Source organism: Arthrobacter oryzae, from assembly GCF_003634095.1.
Taxonomy (GTDB): Bacteria; Actinomycetota; Actinomycetes; order Actinomycetales; family Micrococcaceae; genus Arthrobacter; species Arthrobacter oryzae.
Genome location: NZ_RBIR01000006.1, coordinates 150,732 through 170,932 on the forward strand (window position 1 = coordinate 150,732; position 20,201 = coordinate 170,932).

The following is a 20,201-nucleotide window of genomic DNA, read 5'->3' on the forward strand; positions in this document are numbered from 1 at the left end:
GTCGTTGACTGTCAGTCGGACGACAACTGGTGACAAATCTCGAGAGGGAAATTAGCATGGGCTTCATCGGAGAGACCCGGTTCAGTCTTCTGAAACCTGACTCACCGGATTGGGTGGCGTCGAATGGCAGCCGGTTCCGGTCGTCAGAGGAATACCGGAACTACTTGTATTCCACTGAACGGTTAGACGTAAGGTGCGAGATCTTCTTTGACGTCTCACTGCCGCAGTTGACCCTAGCCTCAACTGGAGTGGAATATCGCCATGTGGTGTCCTACTCCGAGTCGCTGCCGGCGAAATACCAGAAGCGGCTGGAACAGGCCGAGCGGGAGTTCGAATTCCTTGTCCTTGACCGTCAGTCGGAAGGCTCTACCGGGAGTTCCTCGCTCGAAATCGCCAAACAGATCTTTGGGCCGGACGGCTCGGAGAACCGCGCAGGGACCCCCTTTGGCTGGTTCCGACTCGACGACGATGATCTGCTGTCGGCGGACTATTTCCAGCAAATGTTGCCCTACATCACTGCCGCAAATGCTGGCATGCAGGTCAGTTTGGGGACAGGCCTCACTGCGCTGGTCGAGGACGGTCGCTTCTACAATCCGCGGATTTCTTATTCCCCAATGATCGCCATTGGCTTGCTAAGAGTCTGCATGTTTGATGGCAGCGGAGAGCTTATCCGGCCTATAGAGGTGCCGCATAATCAGTCCGACCGCTTTAACCCGCTGATCCTTGACTCTAGGAAGATCAGCTATCTGTGGCTTCGGCACCCGACTCAAGACACAGCTCTGCGCAAAGCCGAATATGGGTCGTCTGAGCAACTCGAACAGACGCTGAAGGATTTGTCCAGATTTCCCCGCGTCCTCTCCATGGACGACGTGGTTCGGGCATTTCCTTTGGGTGGAGAGCGATTCTCGCCGGCTCCGAACACCGATCTCACGTTGATTGCTGCAAGCCCAGCCGTCTCGGGCCTCGACGAGCAGGGACTCCGTCTGGAGACAGGTCGAACCGATCGCCTCATCCAAGTCGAGATAACTCTCGACTGCGGGCCCGAAGCCGGTGCAGGAAACGCGTTGCTTGGCCTCGGACTTGTTGATTCGGAGGGGAAGCCCTTAGGCCCGGACGTGATGCGCGAGGAGCTGCGTCAGCGAGGATTGCTGTACTCCGAAGTGCCCGGAATCGGGCACTTTCGATACCTCAACCTGCGGCCTGGCCAAGCGGACTATTCGACGACTCTCAATCTGCCGCGGGGCGTCTTCTGCACCTCAATTCTCATCAGGCGGTGGAATAATTCTGCGCTGAGCATTCGAGTGACACGTTGTGAAGTCTTTGGCTTCAAAATCCGCGACAGCCGGGGGACTAAAACCAAGGCGGACCGTGTGTTCATCTGGGGTAGTTGCGTTTCGCGGGATCCTTTCGAGCTCGAGACGACCGTAGACCTTGTCGACTACCGAGCCCGGGCGTCCCTCGGGAGTGCTTTCGCCGATCGTCCGTTGGGGTGGGAGACACAGGTTGATATCGACTCTCTCGCCAGCCCGTTTCAGCGCCGCATGGTGACGACCGACGTCACCAAGACTCTGGCCGGTGATCTGCGAAACACAGACTTCGACGTCCTGGTCTTGGACTTCATTGACGAGCGCATGAGTACGGTGGAATTCGGTGGTTCTGTCGTGACGGACTCGCCCGAGTTGGCGGCTACTGGATTCGCTGCTGATGCCGAACGCAAACGTGAGCCTTGGACCGCTGAGGGATGGGCACAGCGCAGAGCGGGCGTGAGCGCGCTTCTTAGAGTTGTCGATCCTTCACGTATTATCGTGAATCGTGTCTACTGGGCGACGAAAGACGACGCAGGACAGGAATTTGCGCAGGGCTTGTGGATTGCGAAGAACAATGCATTTCTTGGCCAGCTCTACGCCATCTTCGAAGCGGTACCGGGGATCCGTTTTATAGATTATCCAGAGTCCCTAAGGATTGCGGATTCCGACCATAAGTGGGGGCGGCAGCCATACCACTTCATTCCGGCACTAAACGAACATTACCTCTGGGAGTTAGAAACGCTGCTTGCCGCCGGCTGAGTCTAATCAAGCATGTGGTGCGGAGAAGCAGGCACGTCTGGACTGGTGGATAATTGATCTGGCGGTGACTAGAGCAAATACCAGGTGGCAGCTTTACGAATCCGAGTTTCGCCGGTTCTCTGATCGACGTAGGAGGACCCATTCCTGCCGCCCATAGATCCCCCATAGACTGGGCCTTGGTACCGGTGTGTGACCTCGACGTTGCCAGTTTGCACAGGGGGAACGACGTTTCCCAGGGGCGCATTTTGATAGTGAATGCTGATGTTTACGTTGGTGTACATGCCAATATCCGCACCGGCTGCGGTTGCGACGTTAGTGCGCCACGCTGCCTGACCGCGTGAACAGATCACGTCATTAATGTAAACGTTCTTTGTGATGGTTTGCTTCGTGTCGAACAGAAGACATTGTGCTGCCGATGCTGCCGTGTCGATAATTCCTCCAGTAATGCGGATGTCACTGACACCGGAAAGCGAATTATCAAAGCCGTCCTTGCCAATGAACACTGTGGTTGCCTTCGTATCCCGGAAATTAGGACTTACGATGTCGAAATGCCTCACGCTGTTTAAATACAAAGCAACGTGAGCCGAATAAGATCTTCTGCGTTTCCGGACAACAGGCGTCACGAGTGCGACATTTTCGCAGAAGCCGAAGTTGAACTGACTAAAGTTGTTGATCCCGGCTGCGTCAGTGTTCGAGTCTTCCGCCAAGCAGTTGATGTAGCGAATGTTGGAATGCCAGTGCCCCACGGCGCCGAGGGCCTTGAAGGCTGCGCCTCCAGTGGAAACGTTACCTGGCGCGTTTCCTGGATTACGGCTGATGCAGTTCTCATATGTAATATCCGTGACCGCGCCCCCGCCTCCGATCCGGTAGGAGTGCTCCGGCGCCCCGTCAATAGTCCAGTCATGGAATCGAAGCCCGTACGTGTTGTAATCCAACACGGACTCGATGAGCAGCCCGTTCATACCGCTGAACGGGCCGGCGAATGACGAAGGTGAAGTGCCTGAAATGGTGGCGCGCGGGAAGCTGACATTCGCCACGTTGTTTTGCACGTACACGCCGAGGATGAAGTTGCGGATGTCAATATTAGAGATACATGAATCCGCGAGGTTCAGTATCCGAACCGGGCGTTGGAAGCCCGAGACCTCAATTCTGTCGATGCGAACGTTCGTGCGGGCTGTCGTGTTCACGGATTGGGCATTCCCAATGACGACCCCGTTCAAGCCCGGGGTGTCTCCTTGTGTGGAAACGACTCGGAGATGGCAAATGTGTACGTTGCTGCCGGCGACGTAGACGCCCTGATCGTACGTCGTGGCATGTCCGGGAGTTTGGACGTCCAGAAGGTCGGCATTGAAGCCATCGTTGGTGACGACGGCCCATGCGCCGATAGTGGTCTTAACGAGTTTCGAGCCGTTGGATACCAGCGTCATATTCTTGGGTGCGCTGATGGAGGACGTGATGAGATACGTTTTTTCAACCCCTAAGAGGAGGGTCTTTCCCTGTGCCGCGGTGAAAGCGTTCTGCAGCGCCGCCGTTCCGGCCACTGTTCCGTCGCCAGCGCCGGGATAGTCATCGGCGAAGATCGAGACTGCCGTGGCTTGAGCTATATTTCCGGTCGCTGTCGGACGGGCGAGGGCCTGGGCTGCTGGGGTTCCCTGAGGGCCGGCGGCGAGTCCGAGGCTTGCGAAAACGATAGCTCCCCGCCGCGTCACTGACATGACCATCAGCCTTTCATCCGGCTACAAGCATCCCCTAAGCCAGAGTGAACCGCCGATCTTGGAAAAACCTTTGGTACAGGACACAACCGCTCGCCTCGTTGTCCGGACGTTGAAGCCGCACTTACGCTCAGGTGCGAAAATCGGCTAAATCGAGGCGATCAGGTCAGACACGTCGCGCGTGAAAGACGTCAGCGAGTAGTTGTGTCGAACATATTCCTGGCCATGAGCGCCGCTGGCCTGGAAGATTGGTTCCTCTCTGTTCGCCAAAATGTAATCCCGCATGCTGTAAATATCTTCATGGATGTACTGTTTTGGGTACAGGAACTCGACCCCGCGCCAAGGCAAAAACATTGCCTGATTACCTGCGGCAAAGGCCTCGGCAGGCGCCACATGGAAACTTTCAAAATCACTGAGCGAAAGAACGAACCCGATATTGGCAAGTTCGGTGGAGGTGTCCACCCAGCCTGCGTATGACACTGCTTCGGACAATCCGTGGTCGACGATGAACCTGTCACACTCCTCGTAGTAGAGTCGCTCGTCGTCGTCGCGGATGACCCACGGGAGTTCCTCTGGTCGCTTGCCGTAGATGGTAAGCGTGTAGCGCGAATCCTGCAGTCGTAGGCTGTAGAGCAATCGAAGTGACTTCAGCAGCCCCTTGCGCTTGGGCACCGGGCCCACAAGCCCGAGACGGAAGAGTCTGTCCTGGCCAACGCCTTGGGCGTATTTGTCCTCCACGATGAAGTTAGGAATCACGCGCACCTTAGTGCGGTCGACCTCGAAGGTGCGGATCATGTCCTCAGCGGTGTGAGCACTGACCGAGAAGAAGCAGTCAACGGCCGATTGCCTAATCTTTAGGCCAAAGTCGCGGGTCAATTCAAAGAGGTGCAGCCTTACGATCAGTTTCTGGTACGTTTTCTTGTGCTCGGCGTACCACACCGCGTTACCGAGCAACCATTCGCAGAAGATGACATCTGCCCAACCCAACAACTCGGCGCTTCGTTCCTTGTCATGGCTATCATGGCCGGGCCATTCATCGATCCGGACGTCGTAGACTACTTCCAGCGCGGGAATTGCGGCTTTGATGAACTTCAGATCGCTGCCGGCAATCAGGAGACGCAGCCGAAGGTTCTGACGGATCCTAGTTATGTCGCCAAGCTCCAGAGCCTCAAGGGTCTCGCGGATTCTGGGCCGGACTTTGAGGCTCTGCATGGCTATCGAGTGGCGCTGAACAAATGCCGAAAACTCCAGCAGGCTTGCGTCCGGGAGTTCATCCGAATCGAATTTGTACAACTGTTCGATTGCGTGGCGGACTGCAACGGCCCCCCTGAGTTTCAGGTAGCTCAGCCCTGCCGACGAGAGAATCTGTTCGGCTTGTTCCCAGACCGTCAGGTGCGAGGCCAAGTCGCGTGCGCTGTACTGCTGAGTGGCTGACCGAACGACACTGACCGTCTTGTGATACACAATGCCCGGCTCATCAAGGTAGGACACTTTCCGCGCACGCGTCAGGACTGTCAGCAGGAATATCGTATCCTCGCCCATGTGAAGCTCTTCAGGCCATTGGATGGAGTGATCGAGTAAAAGGGACCGCCGCACCAACGTTGAATTGGTCGTGCTCTGAGACCTGACGATCTGCGAAATTTGGGCAACCGGTGGTGCATCGGCCTTGAAGCCAGCGACGCGGTCGACGACGACGTTTGGCTTTCCGAGCTCGGCTAGTTCCAAGGCAGTCCGCACCAGATCGGCGGACTCGTCAACCGCGAGGCAGTATTGGGCGTGCAGTGCCCCGGCATGGACTTCATCATCCGGATCCAGGAAGAAAACGAATTCGCCCTTTGCCGCGGTTACGCCGACGTTTCTGGGCCGGGATGGGGAGCCGCTGTTGGCGTCGAGCGCCACGATGCTCCATTGGGGGTGGTGGACTTGTCTGTCCCGAATTTTGTCGACAGTCCTGTCTGAAGAGCCATCATCGACAAAAATCACCTCAAATTCGGATCGCTCGAACTCCAGGCCAACTTTCTCTAAAGAAGCAAAGCAGCGGTCGATCTTCGTTTCCACGTTGTAGCAGGGAACAATTATGCTGACTTTCATTGCATCGACCTCGTCGTTTGGGTTTCCAGATGCTTTTGAACCTATTGCGTTATTGAGATCAGACATGATAGAAATCACCGCCGATTGCGGCGCCTGCGTGTTGCAGGACTGTTTCAATGTAGTCCTGAGGGGCGATGATATCTGCGACCTTGTGGGAGGAGGTAAATTCGTACTTCAAACCCGAGCCGAGGACGATTGGTGAGTCCACATAAGCGGTATGGAGTTTGGCACGCCTGATGTCCTCCGGAGTAACCTGTGTGTCCGGCGCTAGCACGACGAAATGAGTCGTTGGTATGAGCGACTCTGGCAGGACTCCTTGCCGAAGCGCCAGCGCAACTGAGACTACCGTGGCCCCGTACTTGTTGAATTCAGAGTAGAGACTGCGCACCTCTTCATCGGGTATGGCCGGGGAGAGGAGCAACAAGACGCCTCGTGCAACAGAGGAGAACCCGCTAAAAGACGACAAGGCTGCAGAAGCCTCTGCCGCATTTACGACCGGATAGACCACCGTCAGGCGGTCATCGGGACGCTGGTAGCTTGAACCGACGACATCAAGAATTTGTTCGAAACGCGCACGGTATGTGTGATGTTCCAGCACATTGTGAAGCGCGCTGTCGCGCTTCCTCTCAATCTCGTCAGGTGTAAGTCCCACGAGCGCACTTCGATCTCGGCCGACTATTGCCAGCGTGTCGCCGAAGAACTCTTCCGCTGCTGCAAAGTCGTTGCTCAGTACCAGGGTGTTGCTCGACATTAGTTCGAAGACGCGCCGAGCAAACATTGTAGAGGAGCCGGTGACCGTGTTGATGTTGAGCCCAAAAATGCTTGACTTGTACACCGACGCCAGTTCGGCATGAGAAACCGCCGGAACAGTGTAGGGGAGTAGTTCTGAGGGGAAGATGTGCAGTTCATCGGATGAACCGAAGAAGCGGTCAAAGATCTTGATCTTTCGGCCCGTCGCCATAATCTGCCGGAAGATTGCCAGCATTTCTGCAGAGCGATCTTGATGGTTCGCATACCAGCTTCCGGCGAAGACGACCTCATCAGTCCGCGATGAGCCACCTATGGGATTGAAGAGCTTCGGCTGGGTGGCAAAGGGCAGGCAATGGACGCTGGGGTGTCCATAATCGTCGCGGTATTTCTCGACACAGTTTCGGTCAGTGGTGAATACGTGATCGAACTTGACGGCGGTATCCACAAAGTCATGCACCCTGTCGGGATAATGAGTCGGATCTTCTTTATTCCAGAAGACCGTAGGTACGCTTTCAGCTCGACACCATTCCAGAATATCCAGAACCTCGCGGCGATTTTCATGAGCGAAGTTACTACTGGCGTAGATTCTTCCCTTCCAGGGCCTGGTGCGAGAATCTACGCCTGACCATGCTGATTCGCATAGAAAAAGATCCGGCCGTTCTTCCTCGAGCTGCTGCTGCCACGTGGCTGGGTCAAGAACAATAGGATCGAACTCATACTTGAAACTGTTATACGTGAATTCGTCGCAGATAATAGCAACTTTGAATTCCTTCGGCTGCTTGGCCGCAGGCGGGCTAGCGATCCGTTGTACACGGCGCTCAGACTGCCTGATATGAGAGTCATTGACCGATTCGAGTTGGAGTTCGTTGGCGAGAAGCAGCTCGCCCTCGGCCTCTTCCCACGTTTGGACCGCAACTCTGAGCTCCACAGCGGAGCGAGGAACACCTACTTGGAATGTGCGCGCGCCGGCAGTACGGGCATCGATGTAGGCGTAGGCTCCATATTCCTGCGAGTGATCGAGACCTGATACGACTTCGGTTGTACCGTTGGATGTGACGCAAGCCACTCGCAGGAGGCCGCTTCTTGCAGTGTCCAGGCCTGTGGCCTTTACGACGTCCAAGGTCAGCTTGAAATTTGACTGGCCCCTGGTTGCAACGCGGATCCACGTCGGCGCCTTGCTAGGGGCGAAGACTGCGGCCTTAGCAGTTTGGGGGTTGAAGAGGAGACCCTTACCGTCCGACTGGAGCGGCCCGATGCCTGGCGGGAGACCTTCCGCAGCAGACGGCGGAAGTGCGGTGAATGTGATGCCGTTTCGGATCGGTAGGCGCTGCGCACTTGCGTTCCATGCGGCGAAGCCTAGCTCAGCAGTGACGCAATTGTCCGGCGCGTGGAGCCGGAAAATGAACTGGCCATCACTGTCGGGTTCGATATAAAAGTAGTCACCAAGGGGGCCAGTCGGGATCTCCACCCGGGACGACACATCCGTACCAAACTTGTCCAGGAACTTCACAATGACGACGCCGACCTTCGGGGCCCCGAAGGCGGCGGGGTCCAGGACATTAATTCGACCCTCAAGGTCCTTGGTTTCGTGAAGAGAGACCGCACTCCAGACAGGGGACTTGCCGAGGACCAAGGACCCCTCCGAGTCCTCGTCGGGGGAAATAGTCCCATGGCCGGTGATCTGCCCGGTCTGGCCCAATGACTTTGTTGGCAACGGTTGCCGCACCGTTTGCTCGATCGATACGCCGTTTTGAAGACTGATGGACCCCGGGGTCGCCTTCCAGGCTGCAAAGCCGAGCGCCACGGAGGCGCAGCCGGTTGGCGTTCGGAGTGTAAAGGCCGGAACTCCCTCGGGGCCCGGAATCAGGTAGACGTAGTGACCGTTCTTGCCTGAGGCAAGCTTTGCTTCGCTCGCCAGTTCGCCCCCGCTTCGATCGAGATACTTGATCCAGATGACGCCGGCCTTAGCGGCAAGGTGCCCGCTGCCTTGGACTAGACCTACTTTAACGGTGAGTTCGGAATTGCCTGCTACCTCGGCTCTCAGCCATTGGGAACGCTTGACGAGGGCGATACCCGAGTTGGCCGGAAGTCGCGGATCAAGCCGGAACTCGGTTCGTGGCAGGCCCGTCGGGGAATCGTGCCACGTGCGCTGAAGCTTAGCGCGGGGCTTATCGAGAATGGTCCGAAGCATGCAGTTCTCTCCAAATAGCTGAAAGCTGTGTTCTAAAAAGGTGTCAACGTTGGCGCCGGTAGGGCGGTCAGGCAGCGAAGTCTTGGACCCGGAGCCCGAGTCCGAGCAGTTGCGCCAGCGCCGCCATGGTGCGGTCGGCTGCGCGGCCATCGCCGTATGGATTGACGGCGTTTGCCATTGAATCAAAATGCGTCTGGTCATCAAGGAGTCGTGTGACCTCTTGAACTATCCGGTCCTCATCGGTGCCTATAAGGAGTACCGTCCCAGCGGTAACAGCCTCGGGACGTTCAGTGTTGTCCCTCATGACGAGCACCGGCTTACCCAGGCTGGGGGCCTCTTCCTGCACTCCGCCCGAATCCGTCAGTACGATGTGGGCCATCGCAAGCATCCGGGTAAATTCGCCGTAGGCCAGAGGTTCTGTGACCTTGACGTTGGTCCGCCCGTTCAGTGCTGGAAGAACAGCCTCCCGCACAGCTGGATTCTTGTGGACCGGCAGGACAATATCTACGTCCGGATAGGCCTCTGCCAACCTGGCCAAGGCTCGTCCCACTCCCCGCATAGCATCGCCCTGATTCTCACGCCTGTGGGTCGTGACGAGCAGAATCCGCCGCCCGCCAGCAGCAAGGGTCTCCAATGTAGGGTCCGAAAAAGGCATTTGCTTGCCCGCAGTTGCAAGCAGAGCATCAATGACAGTGTTGCCCGTAATGACTATGTCATCGGGATTCACTCCCTCGGCTACAAGATTCGCTTTGCTGATGCTCGTCGGAGCCAAATGCAGGCTGGCGATCTGGCTTGTCATTTTGCGGTTTGCCTCTTCCGGGAAAGGAGAGAACAGATCCCCGCTGCGAAGCCCGGCCTCCACATGGACCACGGGGATGCCGTGATAGAAAGCAGCGATGGCCCCGGCTGTAGATGTCGTCGTGTCACCCTGGACAATCACGGCGTCGGGCTTATTCGAGCTGAACAGGCGGTCCAAGCCGTCGACTGTTCGGGTCATGATCGCCGAGAGCGACTGGCGCTGCTGCAGAATGTTGAGGTCATGGTCCGGAACAATTCCGAAAAGCTCATTGACCTGATCCAGCATCTCCCTGTGTTGTCCGGTAACGGTCACAATGCATTCAAAGTCTTTTGACTGTTGAAGGGCCGCTACGATGGGCGCCATCTTGATGGCCTCGGGCCGGGTGCCGAAAATTGGCATGATGCTAGGCATTAAAGTTTCCCCCAGATGAATGAAGCCAAGTACCGTTGCATGCTATCCGACTTGACAGAGCAGGCGTGAATCTTCACGGCTACCGAGATAGGGTGTGGCGTGACAAAGATGCTCGGGCGGTGAGACCGGAGGCGATGATGCGCCCGCAAAGACGTATGGCTGCCGATGAGGCGCTCAGAGTGCATCCATTGTTCACCTCGGCAGTCCTTCGAAAATTCCGGGCCTCAGCCTAAGATTCCAAGGATTGGGCGCGCCTTTTCAGTCATTAGGGCGGCCGCGCAAAGCTTGTGCTTGGGGCATTGTTCCAATGACGGCATTCTCTAAGCGCCCTCCGTCCCCCCGGGTATTGAGGAGGCTAATCGAGGTCCGGTTGGCTCGTGATCGAGGTGTCACGGTTAGCCAGCGAAGATCAGTGCCATCAGCAGGCCCGGGACGCTCAACGAGACGATGATTACGCAAAGGAGGGCCACGCGGCGCTTTCGCCGGTAGGCAACCTCCATTGGGAACTCGGCCGGGCGCGCCTCCTTCTCGACTACAGAAAATGATTCGTGAACTTGTCCGTGGCCGTCGGTGAACGGCTCCGCACCAGGAACCAGCAGTTCGTCCGGAATTTCGGCGTGGAACGGCCGCCGTCGCAGATGCCTGGGAGCGGCAACGAGCGGCGGAGTTTGCTCGCGGTCACGCTCCACTGTCAGTCCCCCTTTTTTTGTCCGGTCATCGCCATTTTCGACGACGTCCACCGGGCCATCCTCAATTCTTACACCACCGTGTGTCGGATCTGCATCCGAATCACGGATCGGATCGTGTGGGCCATCAGCCGGCGGCGCACTCGGGCCGCAGCGACACGTCGATCAGGCCCCCGGTTTCGATGATGAAGCGCCGGAGCCACTGCCACGGGCTGAGTTCCGGGTGCGAGGCCACCATCTGGACCTCCGCCGTCGTGCACTGCCCGATCAGGCGTCCGGCACGGGTGACGTGGTAGCTGGACGTCACCACCGTGACGGACTTCCAGCCGTTCGCCTCGATCAGCCGCCCGACCGCCTGGGCCTCGCCCCGGGTGTCCAGGCCATTGGGGCGGAAGCAGATAAGGGAGGCGTTGGGAAACGTGGCGGATTTGCAAGCGTCGTCCGCGGCTGCGTTGCCGGAAGTATCCGTGTGGGACAGGGCCAGGACCGGCACCTTGTATTCCTCTTGGACCTGCTGTGCGACGGGCAGCCGCTCGGAGCCGGCGCCGCCCAGCATGATGACGGCGTCGGTGCGGTGCACGCTCAGCGGGTCAACGTTGACGAACAGCTGAAAACAAACGATCAGCCACACGGCCGCGGCCCCCACAACGAATGTGAGCACCTGACGGGCCACGGTCTTCAATGCGGGGACGGAATGAGGCACGCGTATGAGTCTGACATGGAGGGTCCTCCGGAAGAAATACGCACCGCCGTGCCCTGATGGCGCCGCTATGTCCCTTCCCCAGTTGTTGTCGGCCCGGCGCGGTAGCGTAGGGCTGTGCCCGAATCTGCAGTTCCCGAATCGCCCGTGCCCGAATCGGCCATGCCCGAAACGACAATGTCCGGATCACACATGCCCGAATCGCCGCTGACCGTTGCCGGACTCTCCGAGTCCGAGCTCCTCGAACGCATCTTCCCGCGCCTGCTCCGCGGGTCCGCGGCGGCATCCTTGCTGCTCGGCCCGGGCGACGACGCGGCGATCGTCGCGGCGCCGGACGGGCGGACGGTGCTGAGCATCGACACCCAGGTGGCGGACCAGGACTTCCGGCTCCAATGGAACAACGGCTACCGGACGTCCGGGTACGACGTCGGCTGGAAGGCCGCCGCTCAGAACCTCAGCGACATCAATGCCATGGGCGCCCGCGCCACCGCCCTGGTGGTGAGCCTGACGATGCCCCCGGAGACCCTTGTCTCGTGGGTGGAGGATTTCGCCGACGGCCTCATGGCCGGGATCAACGAACTGGGGGCAGCGGGCTGTGCCGTGGCCGGCGGAGACCTTGGCCGGGGCCGCGAACTGGCCGTCAGCGTGGCGATCCTGGGCACCCTTGACGGCAAGGAACCCGTGCTGCGTTCCGGAGCCCGGCCGGGGGACACCGTGGCGCTGGCGGGAACGGTGGGCCGCGCCGCCGCCGGGCTGGCCCTGCTGGAATCGGACATCCAGGTGGGGGACCTCAGCGCCGAACAACGGGCCCTCATGGACACCCAGTGCAGGCCCCTGCCGCCGCTCGCTGCCGGCCCGCTGGCCCGTGAGGCCGGCGCGTCGGCCCTCATGGACATCTCGGACGGCCTGGCCCGGGACGGCAACCGCATGGCCGCGGCCAGCCACGCCGTGCTCAACCTGGACGCCGCGGCCCTGAAGGAACTCGCGGTGCCGCTGCTGCCGGCATCCGAGCTCCTGGACGCGGATCCGATGTCCTGGGTCCTGGGCGGCGGCGAAGACCACGGCCTGCTGGCCACATTCCCATCGGGGCTTCAGCTCCCGCCCGGTTTCACTGCGATAGGCTCGGTAGAGGCCCCTGCACCAACGGAAAGCACGGGAGTAAAGATCGCGGGAAGGCCCGCTGACGCTGTGGGATGGGATCACTTTGCAGACTAAGATTGCCGCCAACGCGCAAGCGATGAAGCGGTGGCTGGTCAAGGCGGAAACCACGCTCGGAAACCACAGCGACCGCCTGAACGCCATCAATATCTTTCCCGTGGCCGACGGCGACACCGGCACCAACCTCTACCTGACCGTCCGGGCCGCAGCCCACGCCGCCCACGGCACGGACCCCGGAGCCGGGGCGCACACCGCCGCGGACCCGGCCCCGCACACGCCACAGCACCCCGCACACGTCGTCGCCGCACCGGACCCCGCCCTGCACGACGTCGGCGCCGTCCTGGCGCAGGCCGGCCAGGCGGCCATGGAACAGGCCCGCGGCAACTCCGGAACACTGTTCGCCGTGTTCCTCTGCGCCGCCGCGGAACCCTTGGCCGGACACACCAGGATCAGCTCGCCCCTGCTGGCGGCGGCCCTGAACCGGGCCCAGATCCGGGCCTGGTCCGCCCTCAGCGATCCGGTGCCGGGCACCATGCTCTCCGTCATGGAGGCTGCCGCGCGCGCGGCAGCTGCTGTGGACTCCGAGCACGACGGCGATGACAGCAACCACACCCTGGGCCTGGCCCTGGACGCCGCCGTCGAGGCTGCCCTGGCGGCCGTGGTGCGCACCGAGGACCAGCTCGACGCCCTGCATGCCGCCCACGTGGTGGACGCCGGCGGGGTGGGCATGCTCCTGATCCTGGACTGCCTCCGTTCCGCCGTGCTGGGCGAGGAGCTCCAGAGCGAACTGCTGGACGGCCTGCACGGCTACGACGTCCAGGACCCGCACATCCACATGGGCATGCCCCGCGACGACGGCGTCGAGGTCATGTGCACCATCTCCCTGTCACCGCTGGACGCCGCCATGATGCGGCAGCGGCTCGACGAAATGGGGGACTCGGTGATCATGAGCCAGGTGGGCGGTGCCGCCGATGCCGCCGGACACTACCGCTGGCGCGTCCACGTCCACGTCCTGGACGCCGAACCCGCCGTCGCGCTGATCCGTTCCCTGGGCGAGCCCACGGATATCTCCGTGAGCGAGCTCGCCCTGCCGCGCGACCCGGACCCAAAAGCGGCCACCGCCGCCCCGGCAATGGCCACTGAAACCCGAAACCCCGACGGATATGCACGCTGAACTTGAACTGGGCCTGGAGCGCCGCATCGGCAAACGCTCCGCGGCCGTCATCGAAAAGCACCTTGGCATCGATACTGTCGGCGGCCTGCTGAACTATTTCCCCCGCCGCTACCTCAGCCGCGGCGAGCTCACGCCCATCAGCGAGGTCCCGCTGGATGAGGACGTGACCCTGATCGCCCGGGTCATCTCCAACAGCACCCGGCCCATGCGCGCCCGGAAGGGTTCGCTCACCGACGTCGTGATCTCTGACGACGCCGGGACCGGCGGCGCGCTGCCGGGCACGCTCAAGGTCAGCTTCTTCAACGGGTTCCGGGCCAAGGCCGAACTGCAGCCGGGCCGGCGCGCCATGTTTTCCGGCAAGGTCACCCGCTACGGCGGATCGCTCGGGTTGACCAATCCCGATTTCCTGCTGCTCGACGAAGACCCCGACACCCCGGGCATCGATCCGGAGACGCTCGCGGCCATGCCCATCCCGGTGTATCCGGCCACGGCGAAACTGACCAGCTGGTCCATCCAGAAGGTCATCTCCACGCTGCTGAACACCGTGGAGCTGGAGGCCCTCGACGATCCGCTGCCGCCGGAGATCGCGGCCCGGGAGAAATTCCTGCCGGTTGCCGACGCCTACCGGCTGATCCATGCCCCGCAAACCCCGGCGGACTTCCAGCGCGCCCGGGACCGTTTCCGCTACCAGGAAGCGCTCGTGCTGCAGTCGGCCCTGGCCCGCCGCCGGGCCCAGCTGGCCGCCGAGGAGGCCACCGCCCGGCGCCCGGCACCGGACGGACTGCTGCCCGCCTTCGACCGGCAGCTGCCGTTCACGCTGACCGCCGGCCAGGCCGCCGTCGGCAAGACGCTCGCCGCGGAGCTCGCCCAGGACTCGCCCATGAACCGGCTGCTCCAGGGCGAGGTGGGCTCCGGCAAGACCATTGTTGCCCTGCGCGCCATGCTGCAGGTGGTGGACGCCGGGGGACAGGCTGCCCTGCTGGCCCCCACCGAGGTCCTGGCGGCCCAGCACTACGAATCCATCCGGCGCACGCTCGGGCCGCTCTCCCGGGACGGGATGCTGGGCGCATTCGGGCCCGACGCCGTCCAGGTCACCCTCCTCACCGGCTCCATGCCCACCGCGGCGCGGAAGCAGGCCATGCTGGACGCGGCGTCCGGGACGGCGGGAATCGTGATCGGCACCCACGCCCTGCTCAGCGAGAACGTCTCCTTCTACGACCTCGGGCTGATTGTGGTGGACGAACAGCACCGCTTCGGCGTGGAACAGCGCGACGCCCTGCGGGCAAAGGCCAGCAAGCCGCCGCACCTGCTGGTCATGACCGCCACCCCGATTCCCCGGACTGTGGCCATGACCGTGTTCGGGGACTTGGAAACCTCCGTGCTGGACGAGCTCCCCGCGGGCCGCGCGCCGATCTCCACCCACGTGGTGGGGCTCGCGGAGCACCCGGGGTGGGCCGGCCGCATCTGGTCCCGCTCGCGGGAGGAGATCGACGCCGGCCACCAGGTCTACGTCGTGTGCCCCAAGATCGGCGAGGACGACGACGGCGACTTCACCCCGGGCGAGGCAGAGCCGTCCGCCGCGGACCTGGAAGGCGACAACGGCGCGCGCGAGCTCGCCTCCGTCACCGGCGTCGTCGAACACCTCCGGGACGAGCCCGCCCTCGCCGGGGTCACCGTGGCGCCCCTGCACGGCCGGCAGGACCCCGTCCTGAAGTCGGAGACCATGGCCTCCTTCACCGCCAACCAGACGAAGCTCCTGGTCTCGACAACCGTGATTGAGGTCGGCGTGGACGTGCACAACGCCACGCTTATGGTGATCCTGGACGCGGACCGTTTTGGCATCTCCCAGCTCCATCAGCTGCGCGGCCGGGTGGGCCGTGGCGGCCTGCCGGGGACCTGTCTGCTGGTCACCACCCTGGAGCCGGGCCATCCGAGCCGCCGCCGGCTCGACGCCGTCGCCGCCACCACCGACGGCTTCGAGCTGTCCCAGGAGGACCTCAAACTCCGCCGGGAGGGCGACATCCTGGGCGCATCGCAGTCCGGCGGGCGCTCCACCCTGAAGCTGCTGCGCGTGCTCGAACACGAGGACATCATTGCCAAGGCCCGGCAGGATGCTCAGCGGATCGTGGCCGCGGACCCATCCCTGGCGGGCCAGCCGGGTCTCGCGGCGGCCATCGACGAATACTTGAACCCCGAGAAGGAGGCGTTCCTTGAACGCGGCTAGGACCACACATCAAGGGCAGCGGCCGCTATGAGCCGGATCATTGCCGGCGCCGCCGGCGGCAGCCCGCTGACCAGCGTGCCCGGAAACCTGACCCGGCCCACGACGGACCGCGTCAAGGAGGCGCTGTTTTCCCGGCTCGACGCCTTCAACGTCATTGCCGGCGCCCGGGTGCTGGACCTGTATGCAGGATCGGGCTCGCTGGGCGTGGAGAGCGGCAGCCGCGGCGCCAGCTCCGTGGATCTGGTGGAGTTCGATGCCAAGGCCAGCGCCGTGTGCCAGAAGAACGCGGACCTGGTCAACACCGTGGCGGCCCGCAAAGTGGTGTCCGTGCACCGCTCCAAGGTCGAATCGTTCCTGGAGCGGACCGCCGACGCCGTGCGCTGGGACCTGGTGTTCCTGGACCCGCCCTACCCCTTGGACGAGCCTGCACTGGCCGCCGTCCTGGCCAAGCTGGTGCCGCACCTGGGTGAGGGCGCCGTCGTGGTGGTGGAGCGCTCTTCCCGGAGCCCCGAACCGGCGTGGCCCGCGGGCCTGGAACGGTTTGCCGAGAAGAAGTACGGCGAAACCCGGCTGTGGTACGCCGAACCCGGCGTGGAGCCTGCTGGGGGCGTGGACGCGGAGGACCTGGAAGCCGCCGACGTCGTGGACGCAGGAGCCGGGGACTAGCCGGACAGCACGTCCAGCTCCACCCCGGCGAGGACCTTGGCCGGGTGCGGCCCGCGCGCCGTGAGCGCCGCCGTCCAGGCCTCGGGCCACGGGCCCTGCGTGCCGGTCAGGATGATGTTCCCGGGGTACCGGCCCGTGAACATTCCGGCTTCCGCGAAGGCCGCGACGCCGGTCATGGCCTGGCGCAGGGCCGCGACCTGGCTGCGGACCAGGGTCAGCCCGGGTTCGTCGCCCACGTTGACTATCAGCACCCCGCGGGGCGTCAGCCGTGCCGCGGCCTCCTGGTAGAACGCGGTGCACGCGATATGCTCCGGCGCCTCCGGCCCGGAGAAGATGTCCAGGATCACGACGTCGAAGCGCAGTTCCGCCGGAAGCTCGGCGAGGGCGTCGCGGGCATCGCCGATCACCGTGTGCAGCTGCGTGCCCGCCGGCAGGGGCAGCTGCGCCAGCACGAAGTCCAGCAGTTCGCGCTCCAGCTCCACGGCGTACTGGACCGATCCGGGCCGGGTGGCCTGGATGTAGCGGGCCAGGGTCAGGGCGCCCGCGCCCAGGTGCAGCGCGCTGATGGGCTCGCCCCACGGGGCGGCGAGGTCCACCACATGCCCGATACGGCGCAGGTATTCGTAGAAGATGTCCGAGGGATCGGCCAGATTGACGTGGGACTGCTCGGCGCCGCCGATGCTCAGCACGAAGCCGCCGTCCGTAAAGGGATCCGGTTCGATTTCCGCGTGCTGTCCCGTGGTCCGCAGGAAACGCGAGCCGCCCGGCTGCTGCTCCGGCATTGTCACAGCCTGTCCCACAGGGTCGCGAGCCGCTCGGCGGCCTCCTCCAGCACGTACAGCTGCTTGCAGAAGGCGAATCGCAGCAGGCTGCGGGTGCGTTCGGCGCCGTCGGCGTGGCAGAAGACCGGAACCGGGATGGCGGCGACGCCCACCAGGGCCGGAAGCCTGCGGGCCAGTTCCACAGAATCGGTGATGCCGAGCGGGGAGGTGTCCACGTTCACGAAGTAGGTGCCCTGCGGTGTCAGGACGTCGAGGCCGGCCGCGCGGAGTCCTTCGCTGAGGATGTCCCGCTTGTACCGGAGCGTGTCGGCGATGCCGGTGTAGAACTCGTCCGGCAGGCCCAGCCCCAGCGCGATCGCGGCCTGGAAGGGCGTGCCGGAGCTATAGCTCAGGAACTGTTTGACGGTCCGGGCGGCGGCCACGAGGTGCTCCGGCCCGGAAAGCCATCCGATCTTCCACCCGGTAAAGGAGAAGGTCTTGCCCGCGGAGGAAATGGTAAGGGTGCGCTCTGCCGCGCCGGGCAGGGTGGCCACGGGGATGTGCTGCACCCCGAAGGTCAGGTGCTCGTAGACTTCGTCGGTGATGATGACGGCGTCGTGCCGCTCGGCGAGTTCGACGACGCGCTGAAGCACCTCGCGGGGGAAGACCGCGCCGGTGGGGTTGTGTGGGTTGTTGACCAGCACCACCTTGGTGCGCGGGCTGAAGGCCGCCTCGAGCGCGGCGAGGTCCGGCATGAAGTCCGGGGCCAGCAGCGGGGCGGTGACGTGGGTGGCGCCGGAGAGGCCGATGATGGCGCCGTAGGAGTCGTAGAACGGCTCGAACGTGAGCACCTCATCGCCGGGACCCACCAGCGCGAGCAGCGAGGCGGCGATGGCCTCGGTGGCGCCGGTGGTGACGATGATCTCGGTCTGGGGATCGGGGGCCAGCCCGTAGAAGCGCTGCTGGTGGACCGAGATCGCTTCGCGCAGCGGCAGGATGCCCTTGCCGGGCGCGTACTGGTTGGCTCCGGCGGCGATTGCGGCCTGGGCAGCTTCCTTGATCTCCACGGGGCCGTCCTCGTCCGGGAAGCCCTGGCCGAGGTTGATGGCTCCCGTGCTGAGGGCCAGCGTGGTCATCTCCTCGAAGATCGTGACGCCGAGGGAACCGTCGGGGGAGAGCAGGTTGGCGCCGGTGGCGGCGCGCTGCCACGGAAAGCCGGGCCGGGGCTGGGCGGGGCCGGTCATCGGGCGCCTGCCGCGTCGGAGCTGCCGGTGGCGGCAGGGGCAGCCGGCGTGCCCGCACCCCGGCCGGTGAACTTGTCCATGGTGGAGTAGATGCCAAAGACCTTTCCGCCGACGAAGTCCCACGCCCGCACCGGCAGGACGCCCTTGAGGACCTTGCCCAGCCGGGCCATGGCCGGGGCGATCAGCAGCGGCTGCCCGGCGGCGGTCGCCCGCCAGGCCCGGTTCACGGCATCCCCGGGCGTCATGAGCGGGGTCAGCAGCGGCCCGCGCGCTCCCTGGAACATGCCCGTGGAGATGTAGCTGGGGCAGAACGTGGTGACTTTCACGTGGCCGTAGCCTTGCTGCTCAAGTTCAAGCCGGAGGGAATCGCTCCAGCCGATCACCGCCCATTTGGAGGCGGCGTACACACTCATCCGCGGATTCGAGACCGTGCCGGCGGCGGAGGCGACATTGAGGATCCGCCGGGGGCGGCCGGCGTCGGCCATCATGGCCGGCAGGAACTCGAGGGTGACATACATGGGGGCCAGGGCGTTGATCTCCATGGTCAGGGCAATGTCGTGGTCCGGGGTGTGGTCCCAGAAGTACGCGCCGCGGACAATTCCGGCGTTGTTCACTAGGAGCGCGAGCGGTCCCTCGGCGCGGGCCTCGAGCGCGGCCTCGGCGATCGCCGCGCGGTCCGCCAGATTGACTGTCCGGGGGACGGCGCGGGCGCCGAGGGCGGTCACTTCAGCGGCGGTGCTGGCCAGGGCCTCGGCGTCGACGTCCCAGAGGATCACCACCGCGGCGCCTTCGCTGGCGGCGCGGAGGGCGTACAGCCGTCCCATGCCCATGGCCGCGCCGGTGACCAGGACCACGCCGCCGGCCACGGTGAAGGGCTGCACAGTGGAAGGCCGCGCGGTGAAACGCAGGGCAGTGAACGGCAGGGACTTGAAAGGCAGGGCGAAGCGATTGCTCGAGGCTGACATGCAGTCATGTTATCCCGGCCCGTGGCGCGGATACGGTAGGTTCGGACCATGAGACGCGCCGTATGCCCTGGCTCCTTTGACCCCATTCACAATGGCCACCTGGAAGTTATTGCGCGCGCCGCGGGCCTCTTCGACGAGGTGATCGTGGCCGTGTCCACCAACTACGCCAAGAAGTACCGCTTCAGCCTCGAGGAGCGGATCGACATGGCCCGGGAAACGTTCGCGTCATTGAGCGGCATTGTGGTTGAACCCGTGGGGGAGGGGCTGCTGGCCGAGTACTGCCGGCAGCGGGGAGTGTCTGCGATCGTCAAGGGCCTGCGGTCCTCGTCGGACTTCGATTACGAGCTGCCGATGGCCACCATGAACCGGCAGCTCACCGGCGTCGAAACCGTGTTCCTCCCGGCGGAAAGCCACTACCTGCACCTGTCCTCCACCCTCATCAAGGAGGTCTTCTCCCTGGGCGGGGAGGTCTCGGACTTTGTGCCCCGGTCCGTGCTGAAACGCCTGGTTCCCGGCGAGCCGGTGCAGGACCACGCCCGCAAAGTGTAAGCTTGACCGGTACTCGGCGGCCTGCTGCCGGTTGCGCGGCCCCTTCCGGGACCG

General features: G+C 63.0%; 15 protein-coding genes. 6 read left to right on the plus strand and 9 right to left on the minus strand.

The window, feature by feature from the left end; all coding sequences use genetic code 11:
* Positions 1 to 56 precede the first annotated feature (56 nt).
* Positions 57 to 2,066, plus strand: coding sequence for a DUF6270 domain-containing protein (locus C8D78_RS14295; protein WP_120954537.1), 2,010 nt, complete (start codon positions 57 to 59; stop codon positions 2,064 to 2,066).
* 68 nt (positions 2,067 to 2,134) lie between these two features.
* Here the strand turns inward: C8D78_RS14295 and C8D78_RS14300 are convergent, their stop codons facing one another.
* The 6 genes from C8D78_RS14300 to C8D78_RS14325 form a co-directional block, all read right to left on the minus strand.
* Entirely contained in the window at positions 2,135 to 3,787 is a 1,653-nt protein-coding gene (locus C8D78_RS14300; RefSeq protein ID WP_208641962.1) for a hypothetical protein, read from the minus strand.
* A gap of 138 nt (positions 3,788 to 3,925) precedes the next feature.
* Positions 3,926 to 5,935 carry a glycosyltransferase gene (locus tag C8D78_RS14305; RefSeq protein ID WP_120954539.1) on the minus strand — a complete coding sequence of 670 codons (2,010 nt, stop codon included), beginning with the start codon at positions 5,933 to 5,935 and terminating at the stop codon, positions 3,926 to 3,928.
* Positions 5,928 to 8,810, minus strand: coding sequence for a CgeB family protein (locus tag C8D78_RS14310; protein ID WP_167467920.1), 2,883 nt, complete (start codon positions 8,808 to 8,810; stop codon positions 5,928 to 5,930). Before C8D78_RS14310 ends, C8D78_RS14305 begins: the two co-directional genes overlap by 8 nt.
* A 67-nt stretch (positions 8,811 to 8,877) precedes the next feature.
* Positions 8,878 to 10,020, minus strand: a complete 1,143-nt coding sequence (gene wecB, locus C8D78_RS14315; protein WP_120954541.1) for a non-hydrolyzing UDP-N-acetylglucosamine 2-epimerase — start codon at positions 10,018 to 10,020, stop codon at positions 8,878 to 8,880.
* Positions 10,021 to 10,415: 395 nt separating this feature from the next.
* A complete protein-coding gene (locus C8D78_RS14320; RefSeq protein ID WP_120954542.1) occupies positions 10,416 to 10,760 on the minus strand; it encodes a hypothetical protein in 345 nt (114 codons plus the stop codon).
* A 73-nt stretch (positions 10,761 to 10,833) separates the two neighbouring features.
* Complete coding sequence (locus C8D78_RS14325) at positions 10,834 to 11,409, minus strand: YdcF family protein (protein ID WP_147429611.1); 576 nt, start codon at positions 11,407 to 11,409, stop codon at positions 10,834 to 10,836.
* Between the two features lie 189 nt (positions 11,410 to 11,598).
* On the opposite strand from C8D78_RS14325, the gene thiL reads away from it, so the two are divergent.
* The 4 genes from thiL to rsmD are packed head-to-tail and all read left to right on the plus strand — an operon-like array spanning position 11,599 to position 16,628.
* A complete protein-coding gene (gene thiL / locus C8D78_RS14330) occupies positions 11,599 to 12,621 on the plus strand; it encodes a thiamine-phosphate kinase (protein WP_120954544.1) in 1,023 nt (340 codons plus the stop codon).
* A 22-nt stretch (positions 12,622 to 12,643) separates the two neighbouring features.
* A complete protein-coding gene (locus C8D78_RS14335) occupies positions 12,644 to 13,738 on the plus strand; it encodes a DAK2 domain-containing protein (protein WP_244208417.1) in 1,095 nt (364 codons plus the stop codon).
* Entirely contained in the window at positions 13,728 to 15,962 is a 2,235-nt protein-coding gene (locus C8D78_RS14340; RefSeq protein WP_120954545.1) for an ATP-dependent DNA helicase RecG, read from the plus strand. The genes C8D78_RS14335 and C8D78_RS14340 overlap by 11 nt, the downstream gene beginning before the upstream one ends.
* Positions 15,963 to 15,989: 27 nt before the next feature.
* On the plus strand, positions 15,990 to 16,628 hold the full coding sequence (rsmD, locus tag C8D78_RS14345; protein ID WP_120954546.1) for a 16S rRNA (guanine(966)-N(2))-methyltransferase RsmD: 639 nt from the start codon (positions 15,990 to 15,992) through the stop codon (positions 16,626 to 16,628).
* Here the strand turns inward: rsmD and C8D78_RS14350 are convergent.
* Genes C8D78_RS14350 through C8D78_RS14360 form a run of 3 tightly spaced genes read right to left on the minus strand, consistent with a single transcriptional unit; the run spans position 16,625 to position 19,463 of the window.
* A complete protein-coding gene (locus C8D78_RS14350) occupies positions 16,625 to 17,410 on the minus strand; it encodes a spermidine synthase (protein WP_208641963.1) in 786 nt (261 codons plus the stop codon). The genes rsmD and C8D78_RS14350 overlap by 4 nt on opposite strands.
* 2 nt (positions 17,411 to 17,412) lie before the next feature.
* Positions 17,413 to 18,633, minus strand: coding sequence for an aminotransferase class I/II-fold pyridoxal phosphate-dependent enzyme (locus C8D78_RS14355; RefSeq protein WP_120954547.1), 1,221 nt, complete (start codon positions 18,631 to 18,633; stop codon positions 17,413 to 17,415).
* Positions 18,630 to 19,463 carry an SDR family NAD(P)-dependent oxidoreductase gene (locus tag C8D78_RS14360; RefSeq protein WP_244208418.1) on the minus strand — a complete coding sequence of 278 codons (834 nt, stop codon included), beginning with the start codon at positions 19,461 to 19,463 and terminating at the stop codon, positions 18,630 to 18,632. Before C8D78_RS14360 ends, C8D78_RS14355 begins: the two co-directional genes overlap by 4 nt.
* Positions 19,464 to 19,646: 183 nt before the next feature.
* Here C8D78_RS14360 and coaD point away from each other — a divergent pair, with 183 nt between their 5' ends.
* Positions 19,647 to 20,147 (plus strand): pantetheine-phosphate adenylyltransferase, encoded by a 501-nt coding sequence (coaD, locus tag C8D78_RS14365; protein WP_120954548.1) that lies wholly within the window; start codon positions 19,647 to 19,649, stop codon positions 20,145 to 20,147.
* Positions 20,148 to 20,201 lie beyond the last annotated feature (54 nt).